Annotated in this window: 11 protein-coding genes; 9 read left to right on the plus strand and 2 right to left on the minus strand. The window is 68.9% G+C overall.

The features are described 5' to 3' along the window. Positions 1-103 precede the first annotated feature (103 nt). Positions 104-1,570 (plus strand): SLC13 family permease, encoded by a 1,467-nt coding sequence (locus GZH52_RS06235; RefSeq protein ID WP_163315624.1) that lies wholly within the window; start codon positions 104-106, stop codon positions 1,568-1,570. A 64-nt stretch (positions 1,571-1,634) separates the two neighbouring features. Here GZH52_RS06235 and GZH52_RS06240 read toward each other — a convergent pair whose 3' ends face one another. Both GZH52_RS06240 and GZH52_RS06245 read right to left on the minus strand, forming a co-directional pair. Beyond that, positions 1,635-2,129 (minus strand): GAF domain-containing protein, encoded by a 495-nt coding sequence (locus GZH52_RS06240; protein ID WP_163315625.1) that lies wholly within the window; start codon positions 2,127-2,129, stop codon positions 1,635-1,637. Position 2,130: 1 nt separating this feature from the next. Continuing rightward, entirely contained in the window at positions 2,131-3,030 is a 900-nt protein-coding gene (locus tag GZH52_RS06245; protein WP_163315626.1) for an esterase/lipase family protein, read from the minus strand. Between the two features lie 280 nt (positions 3,031-3,310). Between GZH52_RS06245 and GZH52_RS06250 the strand changes: the two genes are divergently transcribed. The 8 genes from GZH52_RS06250 to GZH52_RS06285 all read left to right on the plus strand — a co-directional run bounded on the left by GZH52_RS06250 (position 3,311) and on the right by GZH52_RS06285 (position 14,144). Continuing rightward, positions 3,311-4,561 carry a CmpA/NrtA family ABC transporter substrate-binding protein gene (locus GZH52_RS06250; protein ID WP_163315627.1) on the plus strand — a complete coding sequence of 417 codons (1,251 nt, stop codon included), beginning with the start codon at positions 3,311-3,313 and terminating at the stop codon, positions 4,559-4,561. Positions 4,562-4,571: 10 nt separating this feature from the next. Continuing rightward, entirely contained in the window at positions 4,572-5,444 is an 873-nt protein-coding gene (gene ntrB, locus GZH52_RS06255) for a nitrate ABC transporter permease (RefSeq protein ID WP_163315628.1), read from the plus strand. A gap of 1 nt (position 5,445) precedes the next feature. Continuing rightward, positions 5,446-6,240 (plus strand): ABC transporter ATP-binding protein, encoded by a 795-nt coding sequence (locus GZH52_RS06260; protein WP_163315629.1) that lies wholly within the window; start codon positions 5,446-5,448, stop codon positions 6,238-6,240. Between the two features lie 70 nt (positions 6,241-6,310). After that, positions 6,311-6,886 (plus strand): ANTAR domain-containing response regulator, encoded by a 576-nt coding sequence (locus GZH52_RS06265; RefSeq protein ID WP_163315630.1) that lies wholly within the window; start codon positions 6,311-6,313, stop codon positions 6,884-6,886. A gap of 63 nt (positions 6,887-6,949) precedes the next feature. Further along, the gene (locus tag GZH52_RS06270) at positions 6,950-8,464 is read left to right on the plus strand and encodes a helicase HerA-like domain-containing protein (protein WP_432417432.1); all 1,515 of its coding nucleotides are present in this window, start codon (positions 6,950-6,952) and stop codon (positions 8,462-8,464) included. A gap of 215 nt (positions 8,465-8,679) precedes the next feature. Beyond that, positions 8,680-11,112 (plus strand): nitrite reductase large subunit NirB, encoded by a 2,433-nt coding sequence (gene nirB / locus GZH52_RS06275; protein ID WP_163315632.1) that lies wholly within the window; start codon positions 8,680-8,682, stop codon positions 11,110-11,112. A 25-nt stretch (positions 11,113-11,137) separates the two neighbouring features. Beyond that, positions 11,138-11,464 (plus strand): nitrite reductase small subunit NirD, encoded by a 327-nt coding sequence (gene nirD / locus GZH52_RS06280; RefSeq protein ID WP_163315633.1) that lies wholly within the window; start codon positions 11,138-11,140, stop codon positions 11,462-11,464. A 13-nt stretch (positions 11,465-11,477) separates the two neighbouring features. Next, positions 11,478-14,144, plus strand: a complete 2,667-nt coding sequence (locus GZH52_RS06285; RefSeq protein WP_203525639.1) for a nitrate reductase — start codon at positions 11,478-11,480, stop codon at positions 14,142-14,144. Positions 14,145-14,159 lie beyond the last annotated feature (15 nt).

The raw sequence follows: 14,159 nt of genomic DNA on the forward strand, positions 1-14,159 counted from the left end.
CTAGGGGGAATCCCCAACGGCCCATACGCTTGAAATAAAATGCGATTGTACTTTATCCTTTGTAGATAGATTTCAATAACAATCATTTGCAAAGGAGAAGCGCATGAACGTGGTTTCCGTCCACCGCGCCGAAGTGAAGCAGGAAATGGGCTGGACAGCGTGGGCAGGCTTCGCGCTGGGTCTGGCCTTGCTGTTGTCGACCTGGGTGCTGCCCGCGCCGGGCGGCATGAGCGCCGAAGCCTGGCATTGCGTCGGGCTCGCGCTGTTGATGGCCACCTGGTGGTCGACCGAGGCGATCCCGATCCCGGCGACCGCCTTGCTGCCCATCCTGCTCATCCCGCTACTGGGTCTGGGTTCGATCAAGAGCGCGTCCGCGCCCTACGCGAACCCGACCATCTTCCTGTTCCTCGGCGGCTTCATCCTCGGCCTCGCGCTCGAGCGCTGGAACCTGCACAAGCGCATCGCGCTGATGACGCTGCGCGCGGTGGGCTACCAGCCGCGCCGCCAGGTCGCCGGCTTCATGATCGCGACCGGCTTTGTCAGCATGTGGGTGAGCAATACCGCGACCACCATCATGATGCTGCCGATCGGCCTGTCGGTGATCGGCCTTCTGATGCAGGACAAGGAGACCGACGAGCAGGAAGCGTTCGCGACCGCCTTGCTGTTGGGCATCGCGTACGCGGCGAGCGTCGGCGGCATCGCCACCTTGATCGGCACGCCGCCCAACGCGCTGCTGGCGGCCTTCCTCAAGGACAGCTACGGCGTGCATATCGGTTTTGGCCAGTGGATGCTGATCGGCGTGCCGGTGTCGGTAGGCATGCTCGCCTTTACCTGGTGGTGGCTGACGCGCAAGGGCTTCACGGTCGACACCGGCAAGGCCGGGTCGCTGATCCAGCGGGAACTGGACGCGCTGGGGCCGATGAGTCGTGCCGAGAAGATGGTCGCCGTGGTGTTCGTGCTCACCAGCCTCGCCTGGGTGTTCCAGCCGCAGCTCAAGGCGCTGCTGCCGGCGGTCAACGACACCAGCATCGCGATGGCGGCGGCGCTCGCGCTCTTTTGCATCCCGGTCGACGCCAAGAAACGGGTATTCCTGATGAGCTGGGAACACGCGGCCAAGGTGCCGTGGGGCGTGCTGCTGCTGTTCGGCGGCGGCCTGTCGCTGGCCGGCGTGATCTCGAGCTCGGGCCTGGCCCAGTGGATCGCTACGGCTTTGGGTTCGCTCTCCGGGCTGGAGGGCATCCTGCTGGTGCTGTTGGTCGTCGGCGTGATCATCTTCCTCACCGAAGTGACGTCGAACACCGCGACCGCCGCCGCCTTCCTGCCGCTGTTGGGCGCGCTCGCCGTCGCACAGGGGCTGCCGCCCGAGATGCTGGCGATCCCGGCGGCGATTGCGGCGAGTTGCGCGTTCATGATGCCGGTGGCGACGCCGCCCAACGCCATCGTGTTCGGCACCGGCCACATGCATATCGGTGCGATGATACGCAACGGTTTCGCGCTCAACCTGTTCGGCATCGTCTTCGTGTCGGCGCTCAGTTACGCGCTGGTCGGCGTGATCTGGACGGTGGCCTGAGCCGGATCCCTTTCAAAGCAAAACCCCTGCCGATTTGGCAGGGGTTTTGTGTTTTTTGGGGCGGTCAGCCCTGCGCGCTCAGGCAGGGCGCAAAGAGCGGAATCAGCGTCTCCAGCGCGGCGCGGTCGGTGTCGTCGAAGTCGGCCAGATGTACCGAATCGATGTCGAGCACCGCGGCGACGCGGCCGGCGCTGTCGGTGAGCGGCACCACGATCTCGGAGCGCGACAGCGACGAGCACGCGATATGGCCGGGGAAGGCGTCGACGTCGGCGACCACCAGCGTTTCATTTTTCGCCCACGCGCTGCCGCATACGCCGCGCCCGTGCGGGATGCGCGTGCACGCGACCGGCCCCTGGAAGGGGCCGAGCACCAGCGTGTCGCCGACCACCCGGTAAAAGCCGACCCAGTGCCAGCCGAAGGCTTCCTTCAGCGCGGCGGATACGTTCGCCATCACCGCGATGGCGTCCTCTTCGGACCCGATCAGGGCGGCGAGTTGCGGCAAGAGTTCGCGGTAGCGGCCGGCCTTGTCGGCGGCGGTAAGGGTCAAGGTAGTGGACATTTCAGTTTCTTTCTTGTGGATGGGGGGCGGCGAGCGCCTGGCACGCGTGCGCGAGCGCACGGCCGGAAAACAGCAGCGCCAGGTGGCCGACGCCGGTAAGGGGCACGTCCTGCATGCCGGTGAGCCGCTGGCCGTCCTGCGGGCAGACGAAGTCGTCGTGCGTCGCGCGCAGCGAGAGCGCGTGCGGCGGCAACGGCCAGCCTGCAAGGGATGTAAGGAAGGGCGAGGCAGGTTCCATCTGCCGCGCGTTGTGGCCAAAGCCCAGCCGGGCGAGCGCGCTGCCCTGGTGCGGCGTCGCCAGTGTAATGAGTAGCGGCACCGGCGCGTGCGGGTATTGCTTCAGGTAGGTGCGCGACACCAGCCCACCCATGCTGTGGCCGATCAGCAGCACTTCTTGAGCGCCGGTCGCGGCCTGCACCTCGCGGATGCGGGCAGCCAGTACGCCGGCCAGCGCGTCGATATCCGCCCACGGCGGGTTCAGGCTGACGGTGGCCACTATATGGCCGGCGGCCTCCAGGCGGCGGCGCCACCACCACCACACGCCGCGGCTGCAGCCGTAGCCGTGCACCAGCAGCACCACCTGGCGCGCCGGGCGCAGCCTGTCCGGCCGCATCCATAAGCCTTCCAGCGGCAGCAACACGACAAAGCACGCGAGATACGCAGCGAATTCGGCACCCAGCATCTTCAGCCAGGCCCAAGCGCCCAGTGGCGGCGCGCTGGACGCGTGCGCGCGCGAGAAGCCCCAGATAAACGCCTGTTGCAGGGCGCGTACGGCGAGCACGGCGGCGAGTGCGAAACCGAAAGCATCAGGCCAGGCGTGCCCCAGCATGCCGTGGCCGATATTGGTCCAGAAGAGAAGTTCCAGCGCGATCAGCGCGCGTAGCAGCACAGGCATCGTCATGGCGGAAGCTTCGCGGCAAACGCCACGGCGCGTCAAGTTGGCGCCTTGGGTGCACGCCTTGCACTTGTGCGGTGCATCAATGGATCGGGCCGGTGTGCTGGCATGCCCGTAGACCTGCATCCATGCGCCTTGCGCTGCTTGGCACGCCACTTGCTAAGGATGGGGCAAGGCCCGCCAACGGCGGCGGGTTTCCAGGCGGACAACGGCGTCCGTCGGCGTGAGCCTCCCAGGGCCTGCGCCGGCGGACGCCTTTTTCATGGTTAGACGAAGGAGGCACACGATGGGCATGGACGACAAGGCAGGCAACACGGGCGGCGCGCGCCGCGACTTCCTCAGGGGCGCCGTTGCGGTGCTGGGTGCGGTGCTGGCGCCAACGCTGCCGGGCGTCGCGCAGGCGGCAGCGTTGAAACCCGAGAAGACCGAGGTGAAAGTCGGCTTCATCCCGCTGACCGACTGCGCGTCGGTGATTGTCGCCTCGAAGATGGGCTTCGACAAGAAGTACGGCATCACCATCGTCCCCTCCAAGGAGGCGAGCTGGGCCGCGGTGCGCGACAAACTGGTCAACGGCGAACTCGACGCGTCGCACGCCCTGTACGGGCTGGTTTACGGCGTGCACCTGGGCATCGGCGGGCAGAAGAAGGACATGGCCGTGCTGATGACGCTCAACCAGAACGGGCAGGGCATCACCCTCTCCAAGCAGCTCAAGGACAAGGGCGTGACCAGCGGCGCGACGCTGGCCAAACTCGTCAAGGCCGAGCCGCGCGAGTACACCTTCGCGCAGACCTTCCCGACTGGCACCCACGCGATGTGGCTCTACTACTGGCTGGCCGCGCAGGGCATCGACCCCATGCGCGAAGTGAAAACCATCGTGGTGCCGCCGCCGCAGATGGTCGCCAATATGCGCGTCGACAATATGGACGGCTACTGCGTGGGCGAGCCGTGGAACGCGCGCGCGATCGCCGACAACATCGGCTTTACCGTCGCCACCACTCAGCAGGTGTGGCCGGATCACCCGGAAAAGGTGCTCGGCACCACCGGCGACTGGGTCAGGCAGAACCCGAACACCGCGCGCGCGCTGGTCGCCGCGCTGCTTGAGGCGTCACGCTATATCGACGAGCCGAAAAACCGCCCGGCGGTGGCGCGCATGATCGCCGACAAGGCCTATGTGAACGCTCCGGCGCCGGTGATCGAGGGGCGCTTTACCGGCGCCTACGAAGACGGGCTCGGGCGTAAGTGGCAGGACGCGAAGCCCATGAAGTTCTTCGACGGCGGCAAGGTCAACTTCCCCTACCTGTCCGACGGCATGTGGTTTTTGACCCAGCACAAGCGCTGGGGCCTGATCAAGGCCGACCCGGACTACCTGGGCGTCGCCCGCCAGATCAACCAGCTGGCCGTCTACCGCGATGCGGCGAAGCTCGCCGGCGTGCCGGTGCCCAAGTCCGAGATGCGCGCATCGAAGCTGATCGACGGTGTGGTGTGGGACGGCAAGAACCCGGCGGCGTACGCGGCCAGCTTCAAGATCAAGGCGTAGGGGGTAGACCATGATGAGCAAGACCCTGGACATCCGCGTGGCAAGGGGCAAGGCGGCTAGGCGTAGCTTGCCGCTGCCGGCACTCCTGGAGCCGCTGCGCTCGCCCTTTGTCGCCGTGACGCGCACGCTGGTGCCGCCCGCGCTCGGCATCGTCGCTTTTCTGCTTTTGTGGGTGCTGGTCGCGCAGGGCAGCGGCGGCAGCCTGCCTGGGCCTGTCAGTACCTGGCGGGCCGCCGTGCTGCTGTTCGCCGACCCCTTCTACCAGAACGGCCCCAACGACCAGGGCATAGGCTGGAACGTGCTGATGTCGCTGGGCCGGGTCGGCGCGGGCTTCGGCCTCGCCGCGCTTGTCGGCATCCCGCTGGGCTTCATGATCGGCCGCTTCGACTTTCTGGCCCGCATGAGCGCGCCGGTGATCAGCCTGCTGCGTCCGGTGTCGCCCCTGGCGTGGTTGCCGATCGGCCTTTTGGTGTTCAAGGCGGCGGGGCCCGCGTCGATCTGGGTGATCTTCATCTCCAGCATCTGGCCGATGATCCTCAACACCGCGGCTGGCGTGCGCGCGGTGCCGCAGGACTACCTGAACGTCGCGCGGGTGCTGCGCCTGTCCGAATGGAAGGTGTTCACGGTCATCCTGCTGCCCGCGGCGCTGCCGGCCATGCTCACCGGCGTGCGCCTCGCCGTCGGCGTCGCGTGGCTGGTGATCGTCGCCGCCGAGATGCTGACCGGCGGCGTCGGCCTCGGCTTCTGGGTGTGGGACGAGTGGAACAACCTGAACGTCGAACACATCATCATCGCGATTTTCGTCGTCGGCATCGTCGGCCTCATGCTCGAGCAGGCGCTGGTCTGGCTCGCACGCAAGGCAAGCTTCGGGGAGGAACACTGAAATGGAACGTTACGTCGAGCTAGACCAGGTCGGCATGCACTTTGACGGCAAGAAGGGGCGCTTTGTCGCGCTCAAGGACGTGAACCTGACCATCGCCCGCGGCGAGTTCGTCTCGCTGATCGGCCACTCCGGTTGCGGCAAGTCGACCGTGCTCAACCTGATCGCCGGCCTGCTGCTGCCGACCGACGGCATCGCGCTCGCCAATGGGCGCGAGATCGCGGGCCCAGGGCCTGACCGCGCGGTAGTGTTCCAGAACCACAGCCTGCTGCCGTGGCTCTCCTGCTGGGGCAACGTGCACCTGGCGGTCGAGCGGGTGTTCGGTGCGCGCGAGACGCTCGCGCAACTGGCCGAACGCACCGACGCGGCGCTCGCGCTGGTCGGCCTCAGCCACGCCCGCGACAAGCACCCGCACGAGGTGTCCGGCGGCATGAAGCAGCGGGTCGGCATCGCGCGGGCACTGGCGATGGCACCCAAGGTGCTGCTGCTGGACGAACCCTTCGGCGCGCTGGACGCGCTGACGCGCGCCCATCTGCAGGACGAGCTGATGGGCATCGTCGCGAACACCGGCAGCACGGTGGTGATGGTCACCCACGACGTCGACGAGGCGGTGCTGCTGTCCGACCGCATCGTGATGATGAGCAACGGCCCGGCGGCGACCATCGGCGACATCCTCGAGGTGCCGCTTGCGCGTCCTCGCGACCGCCTCGCGCTCGCGGCCGACCCCGAGTACCAGCGCCTTCGCGCCGAAGTGCTCGACTTCCTGTACCGCCGCCACGCACGGCCTGAAGCCGCGTAAGCCGGCAACCACGCCGCCGTGCCCGTTTCCGGGCACTGCGTTTGCTTTGGCAGGCAGAGGAGGATTCACCATGCTCAAAATTCTGCTCGTCAACGACGGCGAGGGCCGCACCCGGCTGCTCAGGGACGCGCTGGGCGCGGCCGGCGTGCGCGTGATCGGCGAGATAGAGGCGTGCGCGGACCTTGCGCGGGTGCTCGACGCGCTGCGCCCGGACATGGTGCTGATCGACACCGACGCCCCCTCGCGCGACACGCTGGAAGCGGTCTGCGTGGCCAGCGAACACGGCGGGCGGCCGGTGGTGATGTTTACCGACGACGGCCGGCGCGAAAGCCTGCGCTCCGCGATCCGCGCCGGGGTGTCGGCCTATGTGGTCGGCAGCGTCGACGGTGCGCGGGTCGAGAACGTGCTCGCGGTCGCCGCCGAGCGCTTCGAGGTGGAGCGTACGCTCAAAGACGAGCTGGCCAAGAGTCGCGCCAGGCTTGCCGAGCGCCAATGGGTCGACAAGGCCAAGGGCCTGTTGATGCGGCTGAAAAACCTCGACGAAGACGAGGCGTTCCGCCTCTTGCGCACGCAGGCGATGCGCGAGCAAAAGCGCATCGGCGAGGTCGCGCAGGCGATGGTCGAGGCGGCCGGCTGGCTCGCCTAGCGGGCGGGCGACATCTACGCTCAATCAGGATGGTTATTTCTGCCTGAAGGAGCTGCCATGAGCATTACCCCGCTGCGCATCGCCCGCGCATCCGATAGAGACCTTGAACTGTTGCCGGCCCTGGCCAACCGCCACGGCCTGATCACCGGTGCGACCGGCACCGGCAAGACGGTCACGCTGATGCGCATGGCCGAGGCGTTTTCCCGCATCGGCACCCCGGTGTTCGTCTCCGACGTCAAGGGCGACCTCGCGGGCCTGGGCGCCGCGGGCGAGGCCGGCGACAAGCTCGCTGCCCGTTGTGAAAAGCTGGGGATGGCGCTGCCCGAGATGGCCGCGTGCCCCGTGGTGTGCTGGGACGTGTTCGGCGAACTGGGCCACCCCTTGCGCGCGACGGTGTCCGACATGGGGTCCTTGCTGCTCGCGCGGCTGATGGGGCTCAACGACCTGCAGCGCGACCTTCTGCAGATGGTGTTCCGCATCGCCGACGACAACGGCTTGTTGCTCATGGACCTGAAGGATTTGCGCGCGATGCTCGCGCACGTGGCCGGGCACGCGAAGGACTACGCGGCGCAATACGGCAACGCGAACGCGGCGTCGGTCGGCGCGATCCAGCGCGCCTTGCTCGCGCTGGAAGAAGAAGGCGGCGACGCCTTCTTCGGCGAGCCGATGCTGGACATCCGTGACCTGATGCGCCGCGACGCGGTAGGGCACGGCGTCGTCAACGTGCTCGCCGCCGAGCGGCTGATCCGCTCGCCGCGCGTCTACGCGACTTTTCTCTTGTGGCTGCTGGCCGAACTCTACGAGACCCTGCCCGAAATCGGCGACGCCGACGCGCCGGGGCTGGTGTTCTTCTTCGACGAGGCGCACCTCTTGTTCGACGACGCGCCACCGGCGCTTGTCGACAAGGTCGAGCTGATCGTGCGCCTGGTGCGCTCGAAGGGCGTCGGCGTCTACTTCGTCAGCCAGAACCCGCTCGACATCCCCGAAACCGTGCTCGGCCAGCTCGGCAACCGCGTGCAGCACGCGCTGCGCGCGTACAGCCCGCGCGACCAGAAAGCGCTGCGCGTCGCCGCCGAAACGCTGCGCGCGAACCCGGCGTTCGACGCCGAACAGGCCATCGCCGAGCTCGCCGTCGGCGAGGCACTGGTGTCCTTCCTGCAGGCAGACGGCGCGCCGTCCGTCGTCGAGCGCGCGTGGGTCTATCCGCCCGGCTGCCGGATGGACCCCTTAAGCAGCGACGAACGCGCGGCGCTGGCGCGCGCATCCGGCATGGCGAGCCGCTACGACACGGCGCTCGACCGTGAATCCGCCTACGAGAAGCTCGCCGCTGGCTTTGGCGCGGCCGCCGCTGCTGCGCCGAACGGCGCCGCTGCGGAGACGCCCGAGGCCGAAGGTGAGGGCGGAGGGCTCGCCGCCACCCTGTCGGGCATCCTGTTCGGCAGCCGCGGGCCGCGCGGCGGACGCCATGAGGGCGTACTCGAGTCGGCCGCCAAGAGCGTTGCCCGCGCAGCCGGCTCCAGCGTCGGGCGCGAGCTGGTACGCGGCATTCTGGGCTCCTTGCTCGGCCGGCGGCGTTAAAAGGGTGCAGGGGCACCGCCTTGGTGCGCTGCAGCGGGAGATCGGACAGGCCGGGCCGGCCTAACAGGGGGTGAGCGGCTGGCACGGCAGTTGCTAAGGATGGGCAGGGGCGCGCGCCAACGGCGGTACGGGCCATCGCAAGGACAACGGGGTCCGCTGGCGCAAGGCGCCGGCGGACCCTTTTTTCATTCTGCCTGTCAGGCAAGGAGAACACGATGGGCCGCAAGAAACTCGTCATGGTCGGCAACGGCATGGCCGGGGTGCGTACGCTGGAGGAGCTGCTGAAGCTCGCGCCCGACGCTTACGACATCACGGTATTCGGCGCCGAGCCGTGGGGCAACTACAACCGCATCCTGCTCTCGCCGGTCCTCTCCGGCGAGCAGGCCTTCGACGACATCATCCTCAACGACCCGGCGTGGTACGCCGAGAACGGTATCACGCTGCACCTGAACGCCAGGGTGACCGAAATTGACCGTGCGCGCCGCGTGGTACGCACCGAGGGCGGCCTGGAAGCACCGTACGACCGCCTGCTGCTCGCGACCGGCTCCAACGCCTTCGTGCTGCCGGTGCCGGGCAAGGACCTTGCGGGCGTCGTCGCCTACCGTGACTACCACGACGTCTGCACGATGCTTGACGCCGCAGCCAGCCACCGCCACGCGGTGGTGATCGGCGGCGGCCTGTTGGGGCTGGAGGCGGCCAACGGGCTGGCCGCCCGCGGCATGCAAGTGACGGTGGTGCACCTCGCGCCGTGGCTGATGGAGCGTCAGCTCGACGCGCAGGCAGGCGGGCTGCTCAGGGCCGCGCTGGAAGCGCGCGGCATCGCGTTCGCCTTGTCGGCGCAGACGTCGGCCTTGCTGGGCGACGAGACGGGCCGCGTGCGCGCGCTGCGCCTCGACAACGGCACCGAGATCGCCGCCGACCTGGTGGTGATGGCCGCCGGCATCCGCCCGAACACCGAGCTTGCCGAGCAGGCCGGCCTCTATTGCCACCGCGGCGTCACGGTCGACGACACCCTGCAGACCTTCGACCCGCGCATCTACGCGGTCGGCGAGTGCGCGAGCCACCGCGGCGTCGCCTACGGCCTGGTCGCGCCACTGTTCGAACAGGCGAAAGTCGCGGCCAACCATCTGGCCGGCCACGGCATCGGCCGCTACCTGGGCAGCGTGACCTCGACCAAGCTCAAGGTGACCGGCATCGACCTCTTCTCCGCCGGCGACTTCATGGGCGGCGAGGGCACCGAGGCGATCACCCTGTCCGACCCGATCGGCGGCGTCTACAAGAAGCTGGTGATCCGCGGCGAGCGCCTGGTCGGCGCCTGCCTGTACGGCGACACCGCCGACGGTGCGTGGTACTTCCGCCTGATCCGCGAGGGCAAACCGGTGCACGAGATCCGCGACGCGCTGGTGTTCGGCGAGTCGGCGCTGGGGGATGTCGGCCACGGCGGCGAGAACCGTGCGGCGTCGCTGCCGGACTCCGCCGAGATCTGCGGCTGCAACGGCGTGTGCAAGGGCACCATCGTGGCGGCGATCCGCGACAAGGGCCTGTTTACCGTCGACGCGATCAAGCAGCACACCAAGGCGGCCAGTTCATGCGGTTCGTGCACGGCGCTGGTCGAGCAGGTGCTGATCAACACGGTGGGCGGCGCGGCGGACGTGACGCCCAAGGGCGAGAAGCCTGTATGCGGCTGCACCGCGCTCAACCACGCCCAGTTGCGCCAGGCAATCCGCGACCGCCACCTCACCAGCATTCCCGAGGCAATGCGGGTGCTTGAGTGGCGCGCTCCCGACGGCTGCGCAAGCTGCCGCCCGGCGCTCAACTACTACCTGATCTCGACCTGGCCGGGCGAGGCGAAGGACGATGCGCAGGCGCGGCTGATCAACGAGCGCGCGCACGCCAACATCCAGAAGGACGGCACCTATTCGGTGGTGCCGCGCATGTGGGGCGGCGTCACCACCGCCGACGAGCTGCGCCGCATCGCCGACGCGGCCGACAAGTACCAGGTGCCATTGGTCAAGGTGACCGGCGGCCAGCGTATTGATCTTCTGGGCGTGAAGAAAGAAGACCTGCCCGCGATCTGGCAGGACCTGGCGATGCCGTCCGGCCACGCCTACGGCAAGAGCCTGCGCACGGTGAAGACCTGCGTGGGCAGCGCGTTCTGCCGCTTCGGCACGCAGGATTCGACCGCGATGGGCATCGCGCTGGAGAAAGACCTGTTCGGCATGTGGAGCCCGGCCAAGGTCAAGCTCGCGGTGTCCGGCTGTCCGCGCAACTGTGCCGAGTCCGGCATCAAGGACGTCGGCGTGATCGCGGTCGACTCGGGCTGGGAAATCTACGTCGGCGGCAACGGCGGCATCAAGACCGAGGTCGCGCAGTTCCTTTGCAAGGTGGCCACGTCCGACGAAGTGCTCGAGGTGACCGGCGCCTTCCTGCAGCTTTACCGGGAGGAGGCGTTTTATCTGGAGCGCACCGTGCACTACCTCACACGGGTCGGTCTGGACCACGTGAAGGCGCGGGTACTGGACGATGGCGAGGCACGCGCGGCGCTCTACGCGCGGCTCAAGTTCGCGCTGGGCTTCGAGTCCGACCCTTGGCAGGCGCAGATTGCCGACGCGAACAAGCGCCGCCAGTTCGAAACGCTGGCGGTATAGGCCGGCGCAACAGGAGATCAAGCAAATGAACGACTGGATCAGGGTGTGTACGGTAGGGGAAATTCCGGCGCAGGGCGCGCGCGTGCTCCGGCAGGCGGGGGAGGTCGACATCGCGGTGTTCCGCACCGCGGCCGACGAGGTGTTCGCGCTGCGTGACCGTTGCCCGCACAAGGGCGGCCCGCTCTCGCAAGGCCTGGTGCACGGCAAGACCGTCACCTGCCCGCTGCACAACTGGACGATTGAGCTGGATACCGGCAACGCACGCGCGCCGGACATCGGCTGCGCCGGTCACCTGCCGGTGCGCGTCGAGGCAGGCGACGTTTACGTCAGGCTGGGCCGCCGCCATGGCTAGCGAAGGCGTCGGGATGGATAGGACCGTCAAGTCGGTGTGCTGCTACTGCGGCACCGGCTGCGGGGTCAACCTCACGGTGAAGGACGGGCAGCTTGCCGCGGTGGAGGGGGACGCTGCCCACCCGGCCAACTTCGGCCGCCTGTGCAGCAAGGGGCGCACCCTCGGGCTGACCGTGCGGCGCGACGAGGCGCGGGTGCTGTCGGCGCAGCTGCGTTGCGATCGCGGCGCGGCGCTTGCCGCCGTGCCGCTGGAAACTGCGCTCGATGCGGCCGCGGACCGGCTCGCTGACATCATCAGGCGCGATGGGCCGGACGCGGTGGCGTTTTACCTCTCGGGCCAGTTGCTGACCGAAGACTACGTGGTGTTCAACCGTCTGGCGCGTGGTCTGGTCGGCACCCGCCATATCGACAGCAATTCCCGGCTTTGCATGTCGAGCGCGGTGTCGGCTTACAAGGCGTCGTTCGGCGCCGACGCGCCGCCCTGCAGCTACGAGGACCTGGACGCTGCTGACTGCGTGCTGATCGCCGGTGCCAACCCGGCCTACGCGCACCCGGTACTGTTCAGGCGCCTGGAAGAGGCGAAGGCGCGCCGCCCCGGCATGAAGGTGATCGTCATCGATCCCAGGCGCACCGATAGCGCGGAATTGGCCGACCTGCACCTGGCCATCGCGCCGGGTACCGACGTCGTGCTGTTTCACGCGATGCTGAACCAGCTGGTATGGGACGGCCTCGTCGACGACGCGTATGTCGAGCGGCACTGCGAAGGCTATCCGGAGGCCAAGGCGCGGGTGCGCGAATTCACCCCCGAGGTCGCCGCCGGCGTGTGCGGGGTGGCCGCGGCCGACATCGTCAAGGCCGCGCGCTGGTTCGGCGAGGCGGGCGCGGCGCTGTCGCTCTACACCATGGGGCTCAACCAGTCGGCCGCCGGCGTCGACAAGAACCGTGCGCTGATCAACCTGCATCTGGCCTGCGGCCACATCGGCAAGCCCGGCGCCGGCCCCTTCTCGCTGACCGGCCAGCCCAACGCAATGGGCGGACGCGAAGCCGGCGCGATGGCGACGCTGCTGCCCGGACACCGCGACCCGGACAACGCGCAGCACCGCGCCGAAGTCGCCGCCGCGTGGGGCGTCGACGCGCTGCCCGCGGGTACGGGGCTGACCGCGGTCGAACTCTTCGACGCGGTGGGGACCGGCCGCGTGAAGGCGGTGTGGATCGCGGCGACCAACCCGGCGGCCAGCCTGCCCGAGCAGGCGAAGGTGCGCGCGGCGCTTCAAAAGGCGGAGCTGGTGATCGTCTCCGAGGCGTTCGCCGGCACCGACACCCTTGCTTTCGCCGACATCGTGCTGCCGGCGGCGACCTGGCCGGAGAAAGACGGCACGCTGACCAACAGCGAGCGGCGCGTCTCGCGGGTGCGAGCAGCCTTGCCGCCGCCGGGCGACGCGCAGGCGGACTGGCAGCTCGCCTGCGCCGTCGGCACGCGGCTCGCCGCGCGCATCGCGCCCGAGCGTGCGCACCTGTTCGATTACACGGGGCCGGCCGACATTTTCGCCGGACACGCGGCGCTGACCGCCGGGCGCGACCTCGACTATTCGGCACTCAGCTACGCGCTGCTAGACGCGCAAGGCCCGCAGCAGTGGCCGTTCCGGCAGGGGGCGGGGCAGGTGCGCCTCTATACGGACGGCGTGTTCGCGACCGGGAGCGGCCGTGCGCGCTTTGCCGCGCCGGCCTATGTGCCGGTAGCCGACGTGGTGAACGCGCATTTTCCGCTGCGCCTGACCAGCGGCCGGCTGCGCGACCAGTGGCATACCGCGGGGCGCACCTCCCTGGCGGTGCCCCTGCTGCGCCACGTCGAGGCACCCGCGCTCGCCATGAACCCTACCGACCTCGAACGCCTCAGGCTTGCGCCCGGCGCGCTCGCCCGCGTGCGCTCGCGCCGCGGTGAACTGGTGCTGCCGGTGACCGCCGACGAGGCGGTGCGCGCCGGCCACGCCTTCGTGCCCATGCACTGGGGACGCGCGTGGATGGCGGGCGACGGCGTCAACGTGCTGATGAACGGCGCGCTCGACCCGCTGTCGCGCCAGCCCGAACTCAAGCACGCCGCCGTCGCGGTGGCGCCGGCGAACCTTGCCTGGCAGGCCGAGGCCTTTGTCGCCGGCGACGCGCCCTTTTTGCGAGGGCGTCTTGCGCACTGGCTCGAGGCATTCCCCTTCGCGCAACTGATGGCGGTCGCCGACGCCGGCGGCGGGGTGTGGCTGCGCGTGGCGGCAAAGGCGACGCCCGACGCGGCGCTGCTAGCCGACCTTGCCCGGGACTTCGGCGGGGTCGGCGCCGACCTTGCGCTGGACGACGCCGCGCGCGGCGTGCTGCGCCGGGTTTCTCTGGATGCGGGGCGGCCGCGCGCCTGGCTGTTGTGCGGCGACACCCGCGCGCGCGACGCGCTGCGTGGCTGGGCCGACGGCGGCGCAGCACCGCAAAGCGCGGCGGCGCTGTTCGGTGCTGCGCCGGGCTCGCGTTCACGCGTGGTGTGTGCGTGCGAGGGGGTGCGCGAGGCCGCGATCGACGCGGCGATCCGCCGCGGCGCCGACCTGACGGGCCTCAAAAAGGAACTGGGTTGCGGCACCGGCTGCGGCTCGTGCGTGCCGGAGATCATCGGGCGGCTGAACAGGGTGTGTGCCGCGTAAGCACTAGGAGGCAGG

The organism is Crenobacter caeni (genome assembly GCF_010435965.1).
Lineage (GTDB): Bacteria > Pseudomonadota > Gammaproteobacteria > Burkholderiales > Chromobacteriaceae > Craterilacuibacter > Craterilacuibacter caeni.

Coding starts and splice junctions, on each gene's coding strand:
- GZH52_RS06235 (WP_163315624.1), top strand. CDS start 104: ATGAACGTGGTTTCCGTCCACCGCGCCGAAGTGAAGCAGGAAATGGGC.
- GZH52_RS06240 (WP_163315625.1), bottom strand. CDS start 2,129: ATGTCCACTACCTTGACCCTTACCGCCGCCGACAAGGCCGGCCGCTAC.
- GZH52_RS06245 (WP_163315626.1), bottom strand. CDS start 3,030: ATGACGATGCCTGTGCTGCTACGCGCGCTGATCGCGCTGGAACTTCTC.
- GZH52_RS06250 (WP_163315627.1), top strand. CDS start 3,311: ATGGGCATGGACGACAAGGCAGGCAACACGGGCGGCGCGCGCCGCGAC.
- ntrB (WP_163315628.1), top strand. CDS start 4,572: ATGATGAGCAAGACCCTGGACATCCGCGTGGCAAGGGGCAAGGCGGCT.
- GZH52_RS06260 (WP_163315629.1), top strand. CDS start 5,446: ATGGAACGTTACGTCGAGCTAGACCAGGTCGGCATGCACTTTGACGGC.
- GZH52_RS06265 (WP_163315630.1), top strand. CDS start 6,311: ATGCTCAAAATTCTGCTCGTCAACGACGGCGAGGGCCGCACCCGGCTG.
- nirB (WP_163315632.1), top strand. CDS start 8,680: ATGGGCCGCAAGAAACTCGTCATGGTCGGCAACGGCATGGCCGGGGTG.
- nirD (WP_163315633.1), top strand. CDS start 11,138: ATGAACGACTGGATCAGGGTGTGTACGGTAGGGGAAATTCCGGCGCAG.
- GZH52_RS06285 (WP_203525639.1), top strand. CDS start 11,478: ATGGATAGGACCGTCAAGTCGGTGTGCTGCTACTGCGGCACCGGCTGC.